This is a genomic window from Dactylosporangium sp. NPDC051541, from assembly GCF_044454505.1.
Taxonomy (GTDB): domain Bacteria; phylum Actinomycetota; class Actinomycetes; order Mycobacteriales; family Micromonosporaceae; genus Dactylosporangium.
Genome location: NZ_JBITDU010000032.1, coordinates 37,086 through 58,524, shown reverse-complemented (window position 1 = coordinate 58,524; position 21,439 = coordinate 37,086). Strand labels below are relative to the sequence as shown.

The window sequence follows — 21,439 nt, the reverse complement described above, 5'->3', positions numbered from 1 at the left end:
AAACGCCCGGTCCCATTCCGAACCCGGAAGCTAAGCCCTCCAGCGCCGATGGTACTGCACCCGCGAGAGTGTGGGAGAGTAGGACGCCGCCGGACAATTTTTCCCTCAGGGGCTCACCGATTACGGTGGGCCCCTGAGGCGTTTCTGCGTTCACGAGCCAAGGCGAGCGGCGGAGGTATGCGCACCAGGGCCCGCGGCCGCACAAACTCCGGGCGCTCAGGCAAACCGCGTATGCATGAACCGCCGCGTAGTCGCGACCGCGTAGACCTGGAGCAGCCGGCCGCTCGAAATGCCCGCACAACGCGCCCGTGTCCCGGCTACACGCCCTCGACGGCGCCGGCCGCGCGAATGGACGCGCGGCCTGGTGAAGCTGAGGCTGAAGAGTGCAGAGGCTGTGGGCTGCTAATGGTGCTGCTCCACCGCTAGTTGCGCTGCTCCACCGCGTTACGGAGGTCCAGCATCGCCTTCGCGGACTCGGGGACGCCGCGGTTGGAGAACAGCGCGACGCCCAGCGAGCCGTTGTCCACCCAGCCGCACACCGTCAGCGTCGACTCGTCGACCTTCGTCGTGCCGCAGCGCATCTTCCCGCCCAACTGGCCCGCGTCGACGTCCTTGGCGTCCTTCACACCGCCGGCGTCGTCGGCGACCGTGGCGAAGGCGGACTGCAGGACGTCGTCGGGTTTCCAGATGCGGGCGGTGCCGGCCACCAGGATCGCGTCCGAGCTGCCGTCGCGGTAGATGAGGCCCACGCTGTTGTCGAGGCTCACCTCGGAGGCGATGGCGTCGCGGATGTACTCGCTGGTGCTCTTGGCGCCGTCGCTCTTGTCGAGAGCAAAGGAGCCGACCTTGTCGGGGGACTTGATCTCGGTGTCGCTCTGGCCCAGGACGCGGAAGACCGTGGGGCCGTAGAAGATGCCGGAGATCAGCAATGCGGCGCCCGCGATCGAGCCGGCGACGATCGCGATCTTCTTGATCGGCAGGCGGGTCGCCGGAGCGTCGTCCTGCGTGTCCTCGTCGTCGTCTTCGAAGTAGAGGCCGGCGGGACCGCCGTCGGGGTCGACCATCGGCGCACTCTAGCAACTCATGCTCAACGTAAGGCGGGGGAGCCGAAGCACCCCCGCCAGAAGCAACCCGAAATCAACTCAGCTGCGGGTCTGCACGGCCTCGCGGATCGGCACGATCTGGGCGGAGGCCTCGGCGACCGTGCGGCCCATGAAGAGCACGATTCCGACGCTGCCGTGGTCGGACCACGAGCACATGGTCATCTGCAGGCTGCTGCCGGTGCCGAGGCTGTATTCCGAGCTGCCGCACCTCAGGGTCCCGCCGAGCTTGCCGGCGTCGTACTCCTGCGGCGAGCTCACGTTGGTCAGGCCCTGGCCGCTGCCGAAGCCCTTGAACGCGGCGTCGACCTGCGAGCCCGGCGAGAAGAACGTGCCGGTCGCGGCGACCAGGATCACCAGGTGCGTCGGGTCGGCGTCGTCCTTGTTGCCGTAGACCCCGGTCTCGATCTCGTCGACGCTGTCGACGCTGCCGCGCAGGTCCGACTCCATGCTCGACTTGAGCGCGTCGGACTGGGCGCTGTCCTGCTTCGTCAGGCCACCGGGCAGGGTCGGCGGGGCGCTCACGTGGGCGCCGGCGTCGCGGTAGATCGGGTAGAACGCGACGCACGCGATGACCGCGCAGACCACGAACAGGCCGCCGATCACGCCGAGCGTGATTTTGAGACCTTTGCCCTTCTTCGGCGGGTATCCGACCGGCAGCGCACCGAGGGGCGGCTGTCCGGCCGGCGGCGCGCCGAGGGGCGGCTGTCCGACCGGCGGCTGTCCGTAGGCCGGCGGAGGAGCCGGATACGCGGGCTGCCCATAAGGCGGCTGGGTCACAGGCTGCTGATACGTCGGCTGGCCATAGCCGGGCTGGGCCGAGACCGGGTAGACCGGCGGAGGCGGCTGCCCGGGCGGTGGCTGCTGCCCGTAAGAAGCGGGAGGCGGGGGTGGCGTCCCGAACTCCGGAGCGAGGTCGTATGACATCGGCCGGAACGGCTCGGAGCGCGGCTCGTCATCCGGGTTCTGCGGCGGGTAGGTCACCGTCGATCAGTCTCCTGAGTGTAGGGGCAATGGCGAGCGTAGACCCCCTGTGCGACAGTTCTAGACTTTGCGTGTGACGGATACTCCACGCGCGGGGCAGGCAACCTCGGCGCTCTCGGCTCAGTACGCTCCCGGCGAGGTCGAGCAGCGGCGATACGAGCAATGGGTAGCCGACGGCCTGTTCGAGGCGGATACGTCGAGTGACAAGCCGCCGTTCGCGATCGTGCTGCCGCCGCCCAACGTCACCGGGTCGCTGCACATCGGCCACGCCCTCGACCACTCGGTCCAGGACGCGCTGACGCGGCGCAAGCGCATGCAGGGCTACGAGACGCTGTGGCTGCCCGGCATGGACCACGCCGGCATCGCCACCCAGAACGTCGTCGAGCGGCAGCTGGCCGGGGCCGGGCAGTCCCGCCACGACCTGGGCCGGGAGGCGTTCGTCGAGCGCGTCTGGCAGTGGAAGGCCGAGTCCGGCGGCAAGATCCTGGGGCAGATGACCCGGCTCGGCGACTCCGTTGACTGGAGCCGCGAGCGGTTCACCATGGACGAGGGCCTGTCCCGGGCCGTCATCACGATCTTCAAGCGGCTGTATGACGACGGGCTCATCTACCGGGCCGAGCGGATCATCAACTGGTGTCCGCGGTGCCTCACGGCGCTGTCCGACATCGAGGTCGAGCACTCGGACGACGACGGCGAGCTGGTGTCGATCCGCTACGGCGACGGCGACGACGCGATCGTGGTCGCCACCACGCGGGCGGAGACCATGCTGGGCGACACCGCCGTTGCGGTACACCCGGATGATGAGCGGTATCAGCACCTCATCGGCACCGAGGTCGAGCTCCCGCTGACCGGGCGGCGCATCCCGATCGTCGCCGACGCGCACGTCGACCCGGCGTTCGGCACCGGTGCGGTGAAGGTCACCCCGGCTCACGACCCCAACGACTTCGAGATCGGCCAGCGCCACGACCTGCCGAGCCTCACGGTGATGGACGAGCACGGCGTGATCACCGCGCACGGGCCGTTCCTGGGCCTGGACCGGTTCGAGGCGCGCCCCGCGGTCGTCGCGGCGCTGCGGGCCGAGGGCCGGATCGTCGCCGAGAAGCGGCCATATGTGCACGCCGTCGGGCACTGCTCGCGCTGTGGCACCACCGTCGAGCCGCGGCTGTCATTGCAGTGGTTCGTGCGGACCGAGCCCCTGGCCAAGGCGGCCGGCGACGCGGTGCGCGACGGCCGGGTCCGGGTCGAGCCGCCGGAGTTGACGAAGCGATACTTCGGCTGGGTCGACAACATGCATGACTGGTGCATCTCGCGGCAGCTGTGGTGGGGGCACCGGATTCCCGTGTGGTACGGGCCGAACGGCGAGGTCGTCTGCGTGGGCCCGGACGACGCGGCCCCGACCGGCGACGGCTGGGTCCAGGACGCCGACGTGCTCGACACGTGGTTCAGCTCGGCGCTGTGGCCGTTCTCGACGCTCGGCTGGCCTGACGAGACCGCCGATCTGGCCAAGTTCTACCCGACCAGTGTGCTCGTCACGGGGTACGACATCCTGTTCTTCTGGGTCGCCCGGATGATGATGTTCGGCCTTTATGCGATGAAGGGCCGGCAGCCCTTCGACGTGGTGATGCTGCACGGCATGGTCCGCGACCAATACGGCAAGAAGATGTCGAAGTCGTTCGGCAACGTCGTCGACCCGCTGGACTGGATCGAGCGCTTCGGCGCCGACGCGACCCGGTTCACGCTGCTGCGCGGGGCCAACCCGGGCGCCGACGTGCCGGTCAGTGAGGAGTGGGTGCAGGGCGCCCGCAACTTCGCCAACAAGCTGTGGAACGCGACCCGCTACGGCCTGTCGGGCGGGGCCACGGTCGAGGGTGAGCTGCCGACGGAGGACCTGAGCACCGTCGACCGGTGGATCCTGTCCCGGCTGCAGCACGTGATCGGCGAGGTCGACCAGCAGTTCGAGGCGTTCGAGCTGGCGAAGGTCTGTGACACGCTCTACCACTTCGCGTGGGACGACGTCTGCGACTGGTACCTGGAGCTGACCAAGCCGGTGCTGGCCGGGGCCGACGAGGCGGCCAAGGCGCGCACGCGGCGGGTGCTCGGGCACGTGCTGGAAAACCTCCAGCGGCTGCTGCACCCGATCATGCCGTTCGTGACCGAGGAGCTGTGGACGACGCTCACCGGCCGGCCGACCGTGATGCGGGCCGAGTGGCCGGCCGCGGACAAGGAGCTCATCGCCGACGACGCCGAGCGGGAGGTCGAAAACCTGCAGCAGGTCGTCACCGAGGTCCGCCGGTTCCGGGCCGACCAGGGTGTGAAGCCGTCCCAGCGGGTCGCGGCCCGGCTCACCGGGCTGGACGGCGCCGGATTGACGGCCCACGAGGGCCTGATCCGGTCGCTGGCTCGGCTCGATGCCAACGAAGCAGACTTCACCGCCACGGCCAAGCTGGCCGTCGGGGTCGGGGTCACCGTCGAGCTGGACACGCGCGGCACGATCGACGTGGCCGCGGAGCGGGCCCGGCTGACCAAGGACCAGGCGGCGGCCGAGAAGGAAGCGACGCAGTGCCGGGCCAAGCTCGGCAACGCGGCCTTCACCGACAAAGCACCGGAGGCCGTCGTGGCCAAGATCAAGGAGCGGCTGGAGAAGGCCGAGGCCGACCTGACCCGGATCAACCAGCAACTGGAAGCACTGCGGTGACCAGATCTTTCACCGAGGTCGACCAGGAGCTGAACGCCCGCGGGTTCACCCGCATGGTGTTCGACCTGTCGCGGATCGAGGGGCTGCTCGACTCCCTCGGCAGCCCCCAGCGGGCGTTTCCGGCCATTCATCTGACCGGTACCAATGGCAAGACCTCAACGGCGCGGATGATCGACTCGCTGCTGCGGGCGCACGGGCTGCGGACCGGCCGCTACACGAGCCCGCACCTGCAGAGCATCACCGAGCGGATCAGCATCGAGGGCGAGCCGATCAGCGAGGCCAAGTTCGTGGAGGTCTACGAGGAGGTCCAGCCCCTCGCCGAATTCCTCGACGCCCGCAACGACGCGCCGCTGACCTACTTCGACATGACCACGGCGATGGCGTTCGCGGCGTTCGCGGACGCGCCCGTCGACGTGGCCGTGGTCGAGGTCGGGCTCGGCGGCGCCGACGACTCCACCAACGTGCTGCAGGCCGTGACCACGGTCATCACGCCGATCGGCCTCGACCACACCGAGTGGCTGGGCGACACGATCGAGGAGATCGCCTGGGCCAAGGCCGGTATCGTCCACAAGGGCTCCACGCTGATCTGCGCGCTGCAGCCCGAGGAGGCGATGCGCCCGATCCTGGAGCGCTGCGCGGAGGTCGGGGCGAGCCTGGCCCGCGAGGGCCGCGAGTTCGGGGTCGTGCACCGCGAGCTCGCCGTCGGTGGCCAGGTGCTCACGCTGCAGGGGCTCTCCGGCGTCTACGAGGGGATCTTCCTGCCCCTGCACGGCGAGCACCAGGCGCAGAACGCGGCCATCGCGCTGGCGGCGGTCGAGGCGTTCCTGGGCGCCGGGGCCGAGCGGGCGCTCAACGCCGAGTCGGTGCGCGACGGCTTCGCCGGCACCACCTCGCCCGGCCGGCTGGAGCGCATCCGCAAGTCGCCGCCGATCCTGCTCGACGCCGCCCACAACGCCCACGGCATGCGGGCCACGGTGCGGGCGCTGACCGAGGAGTTCGCGTTCAGCGGGCTCGTCGCGGTCGTCGCGGCCCTGGCCGACAAGGACGTCGAGGGCATGCTGGAGCTCCTCGAGCCGATCACCGAGAGCATCGTGGTGACCCGCAACAGCTCTCCGCGCGGCATGTCGGCGGCGCAGCTGGGCGTGATCGCCGAGGAACTCTACGGTGGCGATCGGGTCCGGGTCGTACCGAACCTGCCCGACGCGATCGACGTGGCCGTGGAGCTGGCCGAGAGCGACAACGCCGTCCCCGGCACCATCGGCATCCTCATCACCGGCTCCGTCGTGACCGTCGCCGACGCCCGCGGGCTGCTGAAGCGATGAGCGCACCGGTGCACAAGCCCGCCGGACTGCGGAACCCCGGCGGGGCCGTCCGTGGCATGGGCGCGGCGGGCCTGCTCGTCGAGGGGCTCGTCCTGCTGCTGGCACTGCTGCCCCTGGCCAAGCTCGGACACGGCGACAACACGGCGGCGATCTGGGTCTGCGTCGGCCTGGCCGTCGCCTGTTTCCTGCTGTGCGGGCTGCTGAAGCGCTCCTGGGCATGGACGGCCGGGCTGGTCGTGCAGGTGGTGCTGCTGGCCGGCGGGTTCCTGCACTGGTCGCTGCTCGCGCTGGGGATCGTGTTCGGGCCGGCCTGGCTCTACGTGCTCTACGTGCGCCGATCCGTCTACGCCAACAAGCCCGACTGATGCGCGCCGGTCGGCTGCTCTCGACGCTGCTGCTGTTGCAGACCCGGGGCCGGCTGACCGCGCAGCAGATCGCCGACGAGCTCGAGGTGTCGGTGCGCACGGTGTACCGCGACATCGACGCGCTGTCCGCATCGGGCGTGCCGGTCTACGCCGATCGCGGTCCGGCCGGCGGATTCGCGCTGCTGGACGGGTATCGCACCAACCTGACCGGCCTCACGACGGATGAGGCCGCCGCGCTGTTTCTCAATGGCAGCGGCGCCGGGGATCTCGGTCTGGGGCCGACCCTGGAAGCGGCCCGGCTCAAACTCCTCGCCGCCCTCCCGGCCGAGCAGCGCACCATGGCCGGGCGCATCCAGGCCCGCGTGCACGTCGACGCACCCGGATGGTTCCGCGACCCGGAGGCGCCACCGCACCTGGACACCGTGGCCACCGCGGTTTGGGAAGAGCGAAGGATCCGGATTTGGTACCGCAAATGGGACGACGCTTCGGTGGAGCGCACATTGTCCCCGCTCGGCCTGGTGCTGAAGGGCACCGCCTGGTATCTGGTCGCCACCGGCCGCACCCGGACGAACGCTTTCCGAGTGTCGAGGATCGATGCCGTCACCGTCCTCGACGAGCATTTCGAGCGCCCGGCCGATTTTGACCTCCGTCGATACTGGCTGGCATTCGCCGAGCGGTTGCAGGAGACGCTCTACAACGGCGGATCGGCGACGGTACGGCTTTCGCCGCGCGCCGTCCGCCTGTGGTTTCTGCTCGGGCCGGTCGCCGGGCGCGCGCTGCGGGCGACGGGCACGCCGGACGGCGAGGACGGCTGGCTGCGCGTGGTGCTGCCGATCGAGTCGCTGGAACACGCCCAGGTCGACTTCGGCCGGTTCGGGGCCGACCTCGAGGTGCTCGAACCGCCTGAGCTGCGTGAGCTGATGCGGGCGGCCGCCGCGCGGCTGGCCCGGCTGTATTCAGCGCCGTAGCTCCCAGCGGGTCAGCGCGATGGCGTGGCCGTCCGGGTCGCGGAACGTCGCCGAGCACAGCTCCAGCTGCTCGCCCTGCGGCACCACCCGGGGCCGGTGGACGAAGTCGACGCCCTGCTCGCGGAGCCGCTCGTAGGCCTCGTAGACGTCCGGGACGTCCAGGTTGAGGTGCACCACGCGGCGGTCGACGGGCGGCATGTCGGCGACGCGGCGCAGCACGACCCGGGCGTTGCCGGTCTCGAGCACGGCGCTGGTCTCGCTGCTGTCGACCTCGGCGAGGCCGAGGGTGTCGCGGTAGAAGCGGCGGGAGCGCTGCAGGTCGGACACGATGAGCGTGATGCTGACCCCGTTGACGCCGTCGAGCGGCATGGTGGTCGGCCGGCGCGGGCCGGCGGCCAGGAACTCGGCGACGGCCCCCTCGGGCAGCGGCTGCTCCTCCAGGGCGTCGGCGTCTTCCTGGTCCTCGAGGTCGCTCAGGTCGACCTCGCCGTCCGTGGGCAGGTAGTGCTCGGTCGCGTAGGGGTCCGGCGCCTCGGCCGGCTCCTCGTCCTCGTCGTCCTTGGCCGGGGAGCGGAAGACGGGCGGGGCACTGTAGAGGCCGGCGCCGACCGGGACCGGGCCGCGGCCGTTCGGGGACCAGGCCGAGCCGGTCGGGGGCTCCTCGGGCCCGGCCTCGGCCTCGAGGACGGCGGCCTCGCGCTCGGCCTCGATGACCTCGGCGTCGGCCCCGGCCAGCTCGCCCTCGATGACCTCGGCGTCGGCCCCGGCCAGCTCGCCCTCGATGACCTCGGGCGGGGTGTAGATGGCGCGGCTGGGGATCTGCTCGGTCTCGCGGTCCGGGTAGTACGCGACGTCGGGCCGCGGCTCGTCGGCGCCCGTCCACCAGTCGACCTCGGCTCCGGCGCCGGTGTCCAGCTCGGGGGCCGGGACCTGGGAGCCCGACTCCGGGATCGTGTAGGTCTCGGTCTCGGGGGGCTCGGCCGCGGTCTCCGGCCGCTCGACGACCGTCGTCTCCCCGGCGGTCTGCACAACCGACGGCTCGACGACCGCCGGTGCGCTCTCGACGGCTGCCTCGATCTCGACCGGTGCCTGCGCCTCGGCCGGTGCCTGGGTCTCCGCCGGTGCCTGGGTCTCGGCCGGTTTCTGGGCTTCGGGCAGCGGCGGGGGCTCGGTCCGGGCGGGGTGGGAGCGGCCGGGGCGGGTGCGGCGGACGCTGCCGTGGCCGGATCGCGGGTGCGGGCTGGGGCGGCGGTGCTGGCTGCCGGGGCGCGGGGTGGACGGGAGCCGCATGATGATCGGCTCGTCCTCTTCGCTGATCACGGTCGGCCGGTGCGTCTCCGGCTCGTCGACCACTGGCTCCGCGGCGACCGGCGTCTCCTCCACGACCGGCTGCTCGTCGACCACCGGCGGCGCCTCGGCGACGGCCGGCGGCTCTGCGGCGACCGGCTGCTCGGCGGCCGCGGGCTCCTCGATCTCGGGCTCGGCGGTCTCGGGCGGGGCGAAGCTCGCCACCACCGGGCCGGTGCCGTGCGGCTCGTCGGCGTGTTGGGCCGGCTCCGGTGCGGCGTGGCGGGGCTTCTGGCGGGGCGGGAAGCCGAGGCGGTCGCGGAGGCTCTGGCGGCGGGCGGCGGCCGGGATCTGCTCGGCCGGGGGCGCCACCGTGGCCACCGGGGCGCCGGAGCGGGCCCCGACCGGCTCGTCGATCTCGGCCTCGACTGCGGGGATGTTGGTCAGGGTCGGGGTGTTGTCCGGCGGGACCTGGGCGTATGCGACGGGCGCGCCGGCCGGGCGGCGATAGCCGTCGTCGGGGTCGTACGTGTAGTTGGTGCCCGCCAGCGCGCTGGCGTCGCCGGTGCCATTGCCGGCGCCGTTGCCGTTGGAGCCGCTCAGGTGGGCGTTGAGCTCGGCGTAGTCCTCGTCCAGCGCGCCCCGGGCGTCGCCGGCGGCGGTCCGCTCGGCCTGGACGACCTCCTGATGGGTCTGCACGCGGTTCCACAGGACGGTGAACTTGCGCGGGCTGCCCTTCAGGACCTGCACGGGGAGGACGGCGCCGCGCTCGGGCCACTTCTCGAGCGGTACCTCCGGATCGGTCCCCACCACCGTGATGTTGTGGATGCCGGTGGCGGTGATGGTCAGCTTGAGCCGGGCGCGGGCCGACCGGCCCTCCTGCGTCGGGCGCGCCGTGATCTCCTCGACGACGGCGGTGCCGTGCACATACAGGCGGACCCGGTTGCGGTTGTTGACAACCATGATCATGACCGGGCCGGCCGCGGCCACGATCACGCCGAGCGCGATCACGAGCGCATTGGCCATGCCCAGCCCGCAAAAGGCCAGAAAACCGCCGACCACGATCAGCAGCAGAATGACCAGGTTCCGGCTGTCGTTCGATGACGAGCCTTTGCTGGACGCCAAAGTCGACCTCCCCAGACGACTGACATCAGGCTATGCCTGATCATCGCGGAAACAAAAGTCTCCGGCACCCGGGCGAGGCGTGAATGGCAGGGGGTCTATGTCTCCGGTTCGGCGATCTGGTCCGGTCGCTTGGGAGCGTATCGGCCGACGTATTCCTGGCCCGTGAGCTGCTGGATCGCGTTCATGAGCTTCAGCGTGACCTCGCGCAGGGCCCGGCTGTCGACCTCGCCGCCGCCCTGCCACTGGCTCAGGTCGAGCGGCTCGCCGATGCGCACCTCGACCTTGGGGCCGAGCTTCGGCAGCGACCGGCCGACCGGCATGACCTGGTCGAACCCCATCAGGCCGACCGGGATGATCGGGGCCGGGGCGTCCAGGGCGAGCTTCGCCACGCCGGGCCGGCCGCGGTAGAGCCGGCCGTCCGTCGAACGGGTGCCCTCCGGGAAGATGCCGAGGACGTGCCCGGCCCGCAGGATCGGCAGCGCGGCGTCGAGGGCGAGCAGGCTGGCCCGGCCGCCGGAGCGGTCGACGGGGATCTGGTTCAGCCCGTACATGATGTTGCGCAGCGCCAGGCCCCGCAGTCCCGGGCCGCGGAAGTACTGATCCTTGGCCAGGAAGTAGACGTTGCGGGGCGAGATCGCGCCCATCATCACCGAGTCGAGGACCGACTGGTGATTGCTGGCCAGAATCGCCGGACCGGTCTTGGGCACGTTGTCCAGGCCGATGATCCTCGGGTGCCAGAGGAGCCGGACCGTTGGTGCGATCGTCATCTTGCCGACCGCATAGAGCGCGGACAAATGCCCTCCACCAGGCTCGACTCAACGCTGCCGCACACTCTAACGGCCGCTCACGGCGGTGGCAGCGGGGCGGCCCACAAGGTGGGCAACACCACCCAGGGGCCTAGGAGGCGACGAGGACGAGCGCGGTGGCGGCCAGGCCCAGGCCGGCCAGCTGCACCGGGCGGAGGCGTTCGCGGTCGACGAGCATGGCCAGCAGGACGGTCGAGACCGGATACAGGGACGCGATGGGCGCGATGATGCTCAGGTCGCCGCGGGGCACGGCCAGGACGTAGAGGGCGTTGGCGGACATGTCGAGGACGCCGGCGGCCAGGAGCCAGGTGCGGGCCGATCCGGTCGCGCGGGCCGCGCCCCGGCGCAGGCGGTGGAGCAGGAGCGGGGTGCCGAGGACCACCGCGGCCCCCTGCGCGCCCGCGATCGGCCACAGGCCCGCCGTGCCGCCGCTCTGGTTGCCGGCCTGGGCCAGGCAGGTGAAGAACAGGCCGAACGCCACGCCCGAGAGCATGGCCAGGCCGAGCAGCTTGCCGGTCACCTTCGAACCGGTGCCGCCGGCCGCGCTGACCAGTCCGATTGAGGCGATCGCGCAGGCGGCGCCGACCAGGGGCAGGGTGCCGGGGCGCTCGCCGGCGGCCAGGCCGAACACGACCGGGATCAGGGCCGAGGCGACGGCGCTGATCGGGGCGACGATCGCCATCGCGCCGCCGGCCAGGGCGCGATAGAAGACGATCATGCCGAGCGTGCCCAGGAGGCCGGCCGCGGCACCCCAGGCCAGCGCGTGGCCGGAGAAGGTGCTGGGGATCAGCAGCAGGTAGACGGCGAGCAGGGGGATGCTGGCGGCCTTGGAGAGGACCACGACCAGCAGGGAGTCGGCGCGCTGGCTGGCCTTGCCGCCGGAGAAGTCGCCGACACCCCAGACCAGGCCCGACAGCGCGGCGAGGACCAGGCCGATCATGCGACGCGCTCGACGGTCACGGAGTCGGCGTTGAGCAGGGCGACCAGGTGGTCGGTGGCCGGCCGCAGGTCGATGTCGAGGCCCTCGAGCAGGAACACGGCCGACGTCGTCGCGTCGGTGAGCGCGGTGCGGCGGCCCTGGCGCCAGTTCCAGCGGCGGCAGGTCACGGCCACGTCGTCGCGCCAGATGACCTCGCCCGGCTCCGGGGTCTCGACGGCCGGCTCGCCGTCCTTCACGGTGTCGAAGGGCTCGTCGCCGGTCGCGCGGATCAGCCGCTCGGTGCCGACCAGGGCGGCGCGGTCCTCGCCGCCGATGGGAACGGCGAAGCGGATGCTCACCGCGTTGTAGGCGTCGACGATCCGGTTGACCGACGGGATGTCGCCCTTGGCCGCCCGCTTCCGTAGCGCCTCAGCCGAGCATGGGGTGCGCTGGGGCTTGGCGCCGAAGCCGCGGTAGACGTCGCGCCAGGCCTCCAGGTGCGGGTGCGGCGCGCTCAGGTCGCCCGCGGCCGCGACGGCGTCGTGGAGCAGGGCGGGGTCGCCCGGGCCGTTGCGCAGCCCGTCGGCGAGGACCGCGAACACGGTAGCCTCGTGCCCCACGGAACGGCACAGGTCGAGCACGGCATCGGCAACGGCGAACATGCGATAGTCGTACCATAATAATGACCGCAGGGGAAAATATGTTGACCGAGCGGGATGCCCAGGTCGCCATCGCCCGGCACGTGAAAAGCCTGCGACAGGGGCGTAAGTGGTCCCTCGACGAGCTGGCCAGCCGCTCCGGTGTGAGCAAGGGCATGCTCGTGCAGATCGAGGGCGCCCGCACCAACCCGAGCATCGGCACGCTGTGCCGGGTCGCCGAGTCCTTCGGCGTGAGCGTCGGGCGGCTCCTGGAGGCCGAGCCGGAGCCGGTGGTGAAGATCGTCGGCGCGGACGAGCCGGCGGTGCTGTGGCGGGGGCCGGACGGCGGGACCGGGCGGCTGCTGCGGGGCGTCAACGATCCCGCGTTCGTGGAGGTCTGGGAGTGGCGGATGGCGCCGGGCGAGGAGCACGACTCGGGTGACCACACCCCGAGGACCCGGGAGATCATCCACGTCCGGGCGGGCTCGCTGACATTGACGCTGGACGGGGTCGACTACCAGGTGCGGCGGCAGGAGACCATCGACTTCCAGGCCGACCGCCCGCACCGCTACCGGAATCCGGGTGCGGTGGAGGCGGTCATGACCATGGTCGTCGTGATGCCGGCCGGTGAGAGGGACCGGCGCCGTTGAGCAAGGGTGTTCGCGCGGAGCCTTAGTAAATAGTAAAGAAACCTTGACATTAATTTCCGGTGCCTGGACCGTGGGGGACACGTCGACGCCCATCGACGTCACCCCCTTTTGGAGCGTCCATGCGTCCACGCCACATCGCCCTGCTCTCGGGCACCGGCGCGGCGGCCCTGACCCTGGCCGGGGTCATGATCGCGCTGCCCGCGTCCGCCGCCGAGCTGATCGCCAACCCCGGGTTCGAGACGGGCTCCGCGTCCAACTGGACCTGTGAGTCCGCGTCCGTGACCTCCGGAGCCGCCCACTCCGGCAGCTACAAACTCTCCGGCACGCCCGGTGGCACGACGGCTCAATGCACGCAGGTGGTTTCGGTCCAGCCGAACACGAAGTACACCCTCTCGGGCTGGGTCAATGGCTCCTATGTCTTCATCGGCGTGACCGGTGGCGTCGAGGCCAGCACGTGGACGCCGGGCACGAACGGCGGCTACTCGCAGCTCTCCGTCCCGTTCACGACGGCCGCGGGGCAGACCACGGCGACCGTGTTCGTCCACGGCTGGTACGGGCAGCCCGCCTACACCGCCGACGACTTCTCGATCAACGGCCCGGGCGGGCTGCCGACGACCCTCGAACCGACCACGCCGTCGAAGTCGCCCTCCAAGTCGCCGTCGGCCTCGCCCTCGGTGTCGGTGTCGCCGTCCAAGTCGCCGTCGACCTCGCCTTCGCCGTCGACCTCGACGCCGACCGGGCCGCTGCCCAAGCACTTCCTGACCGGGTACTGGCAGAACTTCGTCAACCCGGCCACGCCGCTGCGGCTGCGGGACGTGCCGAGCGAATACGACCTGATCGACGTGGCGTTCGCGGAGGCCGGCTCGGCACCCGGCGCGCTCACGTTCGCGGCCGACTCCGGCCTGTCCAGCGCGCTCGGCGGCTACTCCGACGCCGACCTGAAGGCCGACATCGCCACCCTGCACTCGCGGGGCAAGAAGGTCATCCTCTCGGTCGGCGGCGAGACCGGCCGGGTCAGCGTCGGCGACTCGGCCTCGGCCACGAACTTCGCCAACAGCGCCTACTCGCTGATGCAGTCGTACGGCTTCGACGGCGTCGACATCGACCTCGAGAACGGCCTCAACCCGACGTACATGGCGCAGGCGCTGCGGTCACTGCGGACCAAGGCCGGCGCGAACCTCATCATCACGATGGCGCCGCAGACGATCGACATGCAGTCCACGGGCAGCGGCTACTTCGCCCTGGCCCTGTCGATCAAGGACATCCTGACGGTCGTCTACACGCAGTACTACAACTCCGGCGCCATGCTCGGCTGCGACCAGATGCAGGCCTACTCCCAGGGCACGGTCAACTTCATCACCGCTCTGGCCTGCATCCAGCTGGAGAACGGCCTGCGCCCCGACCAGGTCGCCCTCGGGCTCCCGGCCGGCACCGGCGCCGCCGGCGGTGGCGTCGTCTCCCCGTCGGTGGTCAACCAGGCCCTGGACTGCCTGGCCGTGGGCACGAACTGCGGAACTTTCAAGCCCCCGCACACCTACCCGGGCATCCGCGGCGCCATGACCTGGTCGATCAACTGGGACGTGAAGAACGGCAACGGCTTCGCCAAGACGGTCAAGCCGCACCTGGCCACACTGCCGTAGCGAGACCTTCCTCCACCAACAGGCGGCCCCGGTCGGGTCGGGTGTTCCCAGCACCCGACCGGCCGGGGCCGTTGGTGCGTCAGTCGCGGTTGACGATCGAGGCCCGGATGTTCTGCATCGCGTCGGAGGCGGCGTCGGTGGACTTGCCGGCGAAGACGGCGATGGCGATCACGCCGTGGTCGGCCCAGCCGCAGACGGTTGCCGCCTTGCCCTCGAAGCGGGACGTGGCGCAGCGCTTCTCGCCCCCGAAGACGCCCGGGTCGACCTCCCGCACGTTCGAGACCGGGATCTTGGCGCCGAGCTTGCGGAGGCTGGCGTCGAGGTCACGGGCCGGGTCGGTGATGAACCTCGTGGCGCCGAACACGACGATCTTCGCGCGCCCGTCGGCGGTGTCCTGGTAGGCGACCGTGAAGCCGTCCTCGTCCAGGTGGTCGGAGGTCAGGGCGGTCTGCAGCTGCTCGGCGGTCTTCTTCGTGGCCGCGTCGTTCAGCTTGGTCAGGCCGGTGACGCCGGCGTCCACGTTCACCGACGCCGGGTACTGCACCCACCACGGCCGGGCCCACGCGTAGGAGCCGCCGCAGCAGCCCGCGCACAGGACCAGCAGGAACAGCATCACCCACGGCCACTTGCGACGGCGGCGGCGGTACTGCGGCGGAGGCGGGAACGGCCCCGGGCGGTACCCGGGCGGGAGAGGGCCATATCCCGGTGGGACCACAGGGACGTACTGGATTTTGGGCGGCTTCTCCCGTTTCTCCCGCCGCGGCGGTGCGGGCGGCGGCAGCGGCGGAGCCTCCGGAACGGCCGGCAGCTCGCGGGTGCGCGGCTGGGAACGGGTCTCTATGGGTTCAGGGACGTCGAGCGTGTCCTCCCAGTTGCGGCGCCGGCGGGACCCGCCCGGCGGCACCTTGGCGGAGCCGACCCACGTGGGGGAGGCCGGCTGCCGCTGGGTCGGCGACTCGTCCGGCGGTTGTGTCACAACTTGAAGGCTAATGACCCCGTGCACGCCGCGCAGAGTTCGCCCGTGCGCCGTAACGTCGCAAGGGTGCTGGGTCTACCTGATCACGTGACCGCGTGCCTGTTCGATCTCGATGGTGTGCTGACGCCCACGGCGGTCATCCACAACAAGGCCTGGACCGCGATGTTCAACGAGTTCCTCAAGGCCAAGGGCCAGCCGGAGTTCGACCCGGTCCACGACTACAACTCCTACGTCGACGGCAAGCCCCGCGAGGCCGGCGTCCGCGACTTTCTCGCGTCCCGGGGCATCACACTGCCGGAAGGTACCCCCGATGACCCGCCGGAGGCCGAGACCATCTGGGGACTGGGCAACCGCAAGAACGTGCGGGTGCTCGGGCTGCTCGCCGAGGGCGGGCTGGAGCCGTATCCCACGTCCCTGACCTATCTGCGCAAGGCCCGGGCGGCCGGACTGCGCACCGCGGTGGTCAGCTCCAGCGCCAACACGCTGCAGGTGATCACCTCGACCGGGCTCGACCAGTATCTGGAGACCCGGGTCGACGGGCTGACCATCCGGGAGCGGGGGCTGAAGGGCAAGCCGGCCCCGGACACGTTCCTGGAGGCCGCGCGGGAGCTGGGGGTCGAGCCGGCGAACGCGGCCGTGTTCGAGGACGCCCTGGCCGGGGTGGCCGCCGGGCGGGCCGGTGGGTTCTATGTCGTGGGTGTCGACCGGGTCGGGGGCCATCAGGCCGCGGACCTGGCCCGCGACGGCGCCGATCATGTTGTGGCGGACCTGGGGGAGCTGTTGTGAGCGTATTTCCGGTCGAGCCGTGGGCTGTGCGCGAGACCAGCCTCGACGTCGACACGCTGGGGCAGACCGAGTCCCTGTTCTCCCTGTCCAACGGGCACATCGGCCTGCGCGGCAACCTTGACGAAGGGGAGCCGTTCGGGCTGCCCGGGACCTACCTCAACTCCTTCTTCGAGGAGCGCCCGCTGCCCTACGCAGAGGCCGGCTACGGCTTCCCGGAGGAGGGCCAGACGATCCTCAACGTGACCAACGGCAAGGTGTTCCGGCTGCTGGTCGACGACGAGCCGTTCGACGTGCGCTACGGCCGGCTGCACGCCCACGAGCGGGTGCTGGACCTGCGGGCGGGGACGCTGCGACGCGACGTCGAGTGGTCCTCACCGGCCGGGCAGCGGATCAAGGTGCGGACCGTGCGGCTGGTGTCGCTGGAGCAGCGGTCGGTGGCCGCGTTCGTGTACGAGGTCGAGCCGGTGGACCAGCCGGCCCGGGTCATCGTGCAGTCCGAGCTGGTCGCCAACGAGGACGTGCCGACGCCGAGCAAGGATCCGCGGGTCGCGGCCGCGCTCGGGCACGCGCTGACCGCCGAGGGGCACTACGCCAACGGGCTCGACGCCCAGCTGCTGCACCGCACCAACGCCAGCGCGCTGCGGCTCGGGGCCGAGATGGACCACGAGGTCGAGGCGCCGGTGCCGGTGCGCACGCACACCGAAAGCACCGGGGACTGGGCCCGCACGACTGTCGCCTGCGAGCTGCAGCCCGGGCAGAAGCTGCGGATCGTGAAGTACCTCGCCTACGGCTGGTCCAGCCAGCGCTCCCGGCAGGCCATCCGCGACCAGGTCCACGGCGCGATCGCGGGCGCCCGGCTCGGGGGCTGGGACGGGCTGGTGAAGGCCCAGCGGACCTACCTGGACCAGTTCTGGGCCCAGGCCGACGTGGAGGTCGACGGCGACGCCGAGATCCAGCAGGCGGTCCGGTTCGCGCTGTTCCACCTCATGCAGGCCGGTGCCCGCGCCGAGGCCCGCCCGATCGCCGCGAAGGGGCTCACCGGCCGCGGCTACGACGGGCACGTCTTCTGGGACACCGAGAGCTTCGTGCTGCCGGTGCTGACATACACGCACCCGCAGGTGGCACGGGACGGGCTGCGGTGGCGGCACGACACGCTCGACCTGGCCCGGGACCGGGCGAAGCAGCTCGGCCTCAAGGGCGCGACGTTCCCGTGGCGGACCGTGCGCGGGCAGGAGTGCTCGGCCTACTGGCCGGCCGGGACCGCGGGCTTCCACGTGAACGCCGACATCGCGGCGGCCGTGGTCCGCTACGTCCAGGCCACCGGCGACACCCAGTTCGAGCTCGACCACGGCCTGGAGCTGCTGGTCGAGACGGCGCGGCTGTGGCGCTCGCTGGGCCACCACGACCGGCACGGCGTGTTTCACATCGACGGGGTGACGGGGCCGGACGAATACTCCGCGATCGCCGACGACAACATCTACACCAACCTGATGGCCCAGCTGAACCTGCGCTCGGCCGCCGACGCCGCCGAGCGGCACCCGGAGAAGGCCCGCGAGTTCGGGGTCGACGACGAGGAGGTGTCGTCCTGGCGCGACGCGGCCGCGCGGGTGCACCTGCCGTACGACCGGGAGCTGGGCGTGCACCAGCAGTCGGCCAACTTCACGCTGCACCAGGAGTGGGACTTCGCCGGCACGCCGTCCGACCACTACCCGCTGCTGCTGCACTACCCCTACTTCGACCTCTACCGCCGCCAGGTGATCAAGCAGGCCGACCTCGTCCTGGCGATGCACTGGCGCGGCGACGCGTTCACGCCGGAGGAGAAGGCCCGCAACTTCCACTACTACGACGAGCGCACCGTCCGGGACTCCTCGCTGTCGGCCTGCACGCAGGCGGTCATGGCGGCCGAGGTCGGGCACACCGAGCTGGCCTACGACTACCTGGGCGAGGCGGCCTTCGTCGACCTGTACGACCTGCAGCACAACGCCGGGGACGGCCTGCACATGGCGTCGCTGGCCGGCACCTGGCTGGCGATCGTGGCCGGCTTCGGCGGCATGCGGGACTACGGCGGCGAGCTGTCGTTCGTGCCGCGGCTGCCGTCGCGGATGAACAAGCTCAAGTTTGCCGTGACCATCCACGGCGACGTCCTGCGGGTCACGGTCGAGCACGGCCACGCCACCTACACGGTCGACCAGGGCGAGATCGTCCTGCGCCACCACGGCGAGGAGGTCACCGTGAAGGCCGGCGCGCCGGTCACCCGGGACATCCCGAAGCCGCATCCGGGCACGCCGGCCCCGGTCCAACCACGTGGGCGGGCACCCCACCGGCGGGAGCGTGAGGTGCAGGTTCCGGGTTAAGGTGGTGGGGTAGGTACTCTGGTATTCCGTGGCCAGTGTGACGAGCGTCTTCCCGCAACTCGAGCGACTGCTGCCCCGGATCAGCAAGCCGATCCAATACGTCGGCGGTGAGCTGGGCGCGGTCGTCAAGGACTGGGACGCCGTCACCGTGCGCTGGGCGCTGTCCTACCCCGACGCCTATGAGGTCGGCCTGCCCAACCAGGGCGTACAGATCCTCTACGAGGTGCTCAACGAGCAGCCCGACGTGCTCGCCGAGCGCACCTATGCGGTCTGGCCGGACCTCGAAAAGCTGATGCGCGAAGAGGGGGTACCGCAGTTCACGGTGGACGCGCACCGGCCGGTGACCGCGTTCGACCTGTTCGGCGTCTCCTTCTCCACCGAGCTGGGCTACACCAACCTGCTCACCATGCTCGACCTGGCCGGCATCCCGCTCGACGCGTCCGCGCGGGATGACCGGCACCCGATCGTGATCGCCGGCGGCCACGCGGCCTTCAACCCGGAGCCGATCGCCGACTTCATCGACGCCGCCGTGCTCGGCGACGGCGAGGAGGCGGTCCTGGAGATCACGGCGATCGTCCGGGCCTGGAAGGCCGAGGGCGAGCCCGGCGGCCGCGACGAGCTGCTGCTGCGCCTGGCCCGCACCGAGTCGGTGTATGTCCCGCGCTTCTACGACGTCGACTACCTGCCCGACGGCCGCATCCAGCGGATCGTGCCCAACCGGGCCGACGTGCCGTTCCGGGTGCACAAGCGCACCACGATGGACCTCGACGCGTGGCCCTACCCGAAACGGCCCCTGGTCCCGCTGGCCGAGACGGTGCACGAGCGCTACGCGGTGGAGATCTTCCGCGGCTGTACGCGCGGGTGCCGCTTCTGCCAGGCCGGCATGATCACGCGGCCGGTGCGGGAGCGCAGCATCACCACCGTGGGGCAGATGGTCAAGGAGGGGCTGGAGTACTCCGGCTTCCACGAGGTCGGGCTGCTCTCGCTGTCCTCGGCCGACCACTCCGAGATCGGCGACATGTGCTCGGGCCTCGCACAGCAGTACGAGGGCACCAACGTGTCGCTGTCGCTGCCCTCGACCCGCGTGGACGCCTTCAACGTCACCCTCGCCCAGGAGCTCTCCCGCAACGGGCGGCGCACCGGCCTCACCTTCGCGCCCGAGGGCGGCTCCGAGCGGATCCGCCAGGTGATCAACAAGATGGTCACCGAGGAAGACCTGATCCGGACCGTCGTCACGGCCTACTCCAACGGCTGGCGGCAGGTGAAGCTCTACTTCATGTGCGGTCTGCCCACCGAGACGGACGACGATGTCCTGCAGATCGCCAAGCTCGCCCACGAGGTCATCAAGGCCGGGCGGGCGGCCACGGGGTCGCGGGACATCCGCTGCACCGTGTCCATCGGCGGGTTCGTGCCGAAGCCGCACACGCCGTTCCAGTGGGCGTCGATGGAGGAGCCGGAGGTCATCGACCGGCGGCTCAAGGCGCTCAAGGAGGCCATCAACTCGGACCGCTCGGTGGGCAAGGCGATCGGGTACCGGTACCACGACGGCGAGCCCTCGCAGGTCGAAGGCCTGCTCAGCCGGGGCGACCGGCGGGTCGGCGCGGTGATCCGGCGGGTCTGGGAGGACGGCGGGCGCTTCGACGGCTGGTCCGAGCACTTCTCCTACCGGCGCTGGGTCGAGGCCGCGGCCGCGGTGCTGCCGGCCTACGGCGTGGACCTGGCCTGGTACACCACCCGCGAGCGTGAGCAGGTCGAGGTCCTGCCCTGGGACCACCTCGACTCCGGGCTCGACAAGGACTGGCTCTGGCAGGACTGGCAGGACGCCATGACCGGCTACGAGCAGGACGACTGCCGGTGGACGCCGTGCTTCGACTGCGGTGTCTGCCCCAGCCAGGACACCGAGATCCAGATCGGTCCGACCGGGCGGAAGCTCCTTCCGCTCACCCCGGTCGGCGGGCTGCGGGTGCCGGGCGCGGCCAGTGCGGGGGCCCACCAGCATGGCTAAGCGGCAGCCGGAGGGCAATCAGGAGCCGGTGGTCCAGCGGATCCGGCTGCGGTATGCCAAACGCGGGCCGCTGCGCTTCACATCACACCGTGACTTCGCTCGCGCGTTCGAGCGGGCGATCCTGCGGGCCAACGTGCCGATCGCATACTCGCAGGGCTTCACCCCGCACCCGAAGGTCTCCTACGCCTCCGCCGCGCCGACGGGGGTGTCCAGCGAGGCCGAATACCTGGAGATCGGCCTGCGGGCCGTGGTCGACCCGGCCGAGCTGTGCCGGGCCCTCGACGCGGCCCTCTCACCGGGACTCGACGTGCTGGAGGCGGTCGAGTCGCCGCTCAACGGCGGGGGCAGCCTGGCCGACCGGATCGACGCGTCGAGCTGGCGCATCGAGCTGCCGGGCCTGTCCGGCGAGGAGGTCGCCGGCGCCGTCCGGACCTTCCTCGACGCGCCCGAGGTGCTGGTCGAGCGCCTCACGAAGCAGGGCCGCCGGACCTTCGACACGCGCGGCGCGGTGGTCCGGCTCGAGGCCTCTGATCTTGAGATTCTGTCGGATTTCGCTTCCGGTGACCTACCTTCCGAGGTCACCGACATACCGTGTGCGATACTCGACCTTGTCGTGCGGCAGGTGACCCCGACCGTTCGACCCGACGATGTGCTGTCCGGTCTGCGCGTTGTGGCCGACCTGGAGCCGCCGGTTCCGCCCCGTGCGACCCGACTGGCTCAGGGAGTGTTGACCGAGCAGGGCGACCTCGTCGATCCGCTCGCCATGTCCGGCGAGGTGGATCGAACGGCGGCCGTCGTTGGGACTTCGTCGCAGTAGAC

General features: G+C 71.0%; 17 protein-coding genes and 1 rRNA gene. 11 read left to right on the top strand and 7 right to left on the bottom strand.

The window, feature by feature from the left end; translation table 11 throughout:
• Positions 1 to 95, top strand: a 5S ribosomal RNA gene (gene rrf / locus ACIA8L_RS54860); the annotation flags it as partial.
• 327 nt (positions 96 to 422) lie between these two features.
• Here rrf and ACIA8L_RS54855 read toward each other — a convergent pair.
• Entirely contained in the window at positions 423 to 1,064 is a 642-nt protein-coding gene (locus ACIA8L_RS54855) for a hypothetical protein (RefSeq protein WP_395918026.1), read from the bottom strand.
• Between the two features lie 78 nt (positions 1,065 to 1,142).
• Positions 1,143 to 2,084: a hypothetical protein gene (locus ACIA8L_RS54850; RefSeq protein ID WP_395918024.1), complete on the bottom strand. Its 942-nt coding sequence runs from the start codon at positions 2,082 to 2,084 to the stop codon at positions 1,143 to 1,145.
• Between the two features lie 73 nt (positions 2,085 to 2,157).
• Between ACIA8L_RS54850 and ACIA8L_RS54845 the strand changes: the two genes are divergently transcribed.
• Genes ACIA8L_RS54845 through ACIA8L_RS54830 form a run of 4 tightly spaced genes read left to right on the top strand, consistent with a single transcriptional unit; the run spans position 2,158 to position 7,434 of the window.
• Complete coding sequence (locus ACIA8L_RS54845; RefSeq protein WP_395918022.1) at positions 2,158 to 4,779, top strand: valine--tRNA ligase; 2,622 nt, start codon at positions 2,158 to 2,160, stop codon at positions 4,777 to 4,779.
• 53 nt (positions 4,780 to 4,832) lie between these two features.
• Positions 4,833 to 6,101 (top strand): bifunctional folylpolyglutamate synthase/dihydrofolate synthase, encoded by a 1,269-nt coding sequence (locus tag ACIA8L_RS54840; protein ID WP_395918034.1) that lies wholly within the window; start codon positions 4,833 to 4,835, stop codon positions 6,099 to 6,101.
• Complete coding sequence (locus ACIA8L_RS54835; RefSeq protein WP_395918020.1) at positions 6,098 to 6,466, top strand: DUF4233 domain-containing protein; 369 nt, start codon at positions 6,098 to 6,100, stop codon at positions 6,464 to 6,466. The genes ACIA8L_RS54840 and ACIA8L_RS54835 overlap by 4 nt, the downstream gene beginning before the upstream one ends.
• Complete coding sequence (locus ACIA8L_RS54830; protein ID WP_395918019.1) at positions 6,466 to 7,434, top strand: helix-turn-helix transcriptional regulator; 969 nt, start codon at positions 6,466 to 6,468, stop codon at positions 7,432 to 7,434. The genes ACIA8L_RS54835 and ACIA8L_RS54830 overlap by 1 nt, the downstream gene beginning before the upstream one ends.
• On the opposite strand, the gene ACIA8L_RS54825 is transcribed toward ACIA8L_RS54830, so the two are convergent.
• From ACIA8L_RS54825 to ACIA8L_RS54810, 4 genes are all read right to left on the bottom strand, one after another.
• The gene (locus ACIA8L_RS54825; RefSeq protein ID WP_395918017.1) at positions 7,423 to 9,846 is read right to left on the bottom strand and encodes a VOC family protein; all 2,424 of its coding nucleotides are present in this window, start codon (positions 9,844 to 9,846) and stop codon (positions 7,423 to 7,425) included. The two genes, ACIA8L_RS54830 and ACIA8L_RS54825, sit on opposite strands and share 12 nt — an antisense overlap.
• A 95-nt stretch (positions 9,847 to 9,941) precedes the next feature.
• The gene (locus tag ACIA8L_RS54820; RefSeq protein WP_395918015.1) at positions 9,942 to 10,613 is read right to left on the bottom strand and encodes a lysophospholipid acyltransferase family protein; all 672 of its coding nucleotides are present in this window, start codon (positions 10,611 to 10,613) and stop codon (positions 9,942 to 9,944) included.
• A 130-nt stretch (positions 10,614 to 10,743) separates the two neighbouring features.
• On the bottom strand, positions 10,744 to 11,592 hold the full coding sequence (locus ACIA8L_RS54815; RefSeq protein WP_395918013.1) for an EamA family transporter: 849 nt from the start codon (positions 11,590 to 11,592) through the stop codon (positions 10,744 to 10,746).
• Positions 11,589 to 12,233: a B3/4 domain-containing protein gene (locus tag ACIA8L_RS54810; RefSeq protein WP_395918012.1), complete on the bottom strand. Its 645-nt coding sequence runs from the start codon at positions 12,231 to 12,233 to the stop codon at positions 11,589 to 11,591. The genes ACIA8L_RS54815 and ACIA8L_RS54810 overlap by 4 nt, the downstream gene beginning before the upstream one ends.
• Positions 12,234 to 12,271: 38 nt before the next feature.
• Between ACIA8L_RS54810 and ACIA8L_RS54805 the strand changes: the two genes are divergently transcribed.
• Positions 12,272 to 12,859 (top strand): helix-turn-helix domain-containing protein, encoded by a 588-nt coding sequence (locus ACIA8L_RS54805; protein ID WP_395918010.1) that lies wholly within the window; start codon positions 12,272 to 12,274, stop codon positions 12,857 to 12,859.
• Positions 12,860 to 12,978: 119 nt separating this feature from the next.
• Positions 12,979 to 14,499 (top strand): chitinase, encoded by a 1,521-nt coding sequence (locus tag ACIA8L_RS54800; protein WP_395918009.1) that lies wholly within the window; start codon positions 12,979 to 12,981, stop codon positions 14,497 to 14,499.
• Between the two features lie 79 nt (positions 14,500 to 14,578).
• Here the strand turns inward: ACIA8L_RS54800 and ACIA8L_RS54795 are convergent, their stop codons facing one another.
• Positions 14,579 to 15,475 carry a hypothetical protein gene (locus ACIA8L_RS54795; protein WP_395918007.1) on the bottom strand — a complete coding sequence of 299 codons (897 nt, stop codon included), beginning with the start codon at positions 15,473 to 15,475 and terminating at the stop codon, positions 14,579 to 14,581.
• 66 nt (positions 15,476 to 15,541) lie between these two features.
• On the opposite strand from ACIA8L_RS54795, the gene ACIA8L_RS54790 reads away from it, so the two are divergent.
• The 4 genes from ACIA8L_RS54790 to ACIA8L_RS54775 all read left to right on the top strand — a co-directional run bounded on the left by ACIA8L_RS54790 (position 15,542) and on the right by ACIA8L_RS54775 (position 21,437).
• Positions 15,542 to 16,261: a beta-phosphoglucomutase family hydrolase gene (locus ACIA8L_RS54790; RefSeq protein WP_395918005.1), complete on the top strand. Its 720-nt coding sequence runs from the start codon at positions 15,542 to 15,544 to the stop codon at positions 16,259 to 16,261.
• Positions 16,258 to 18,615 (top strand): glycoside hydrolase family 65 protein, encoded by a 2,358-nt coding sequence (locus ACIA8L_RS54785; protein WP_395918003.1) that lies wholly within the window; start codon positions 16,258 to 16,260, stop codon positions 18,613 to 18,615. Before ACIA8L_RS54790 ends, ACIA8L_RS54785 begins: the two co-directional genes overlap by 4 nt.
• A gap of 28 nt (positions 18,616 to 18,643) precedes the next feature.
• Entirely contained in the window at positions 18,644 to 20,620 is a 1,977-nt protein-coding gene (locus ACIA8L_RS54780) for a TIGR03960 family B12-binding radical SAM protein (RefSeq protein WP_395918001.1), read from the top strand.
• Between the two features lie 70 nt (positions 20,621 to 20,690).
• A complete protein-coding gene (locus ACIA8L_RS54775) occupies positions 20,691 to 21,437 on the top strand; it encodes a TIGR03936 family radical SAM-associated protein (RefSeq protein ID WP_395918032.1) in 747 nt (248 codons plus the stop codon).
• Positions 21,438 to 21,439: the final 2 nt, after the last annotated feature.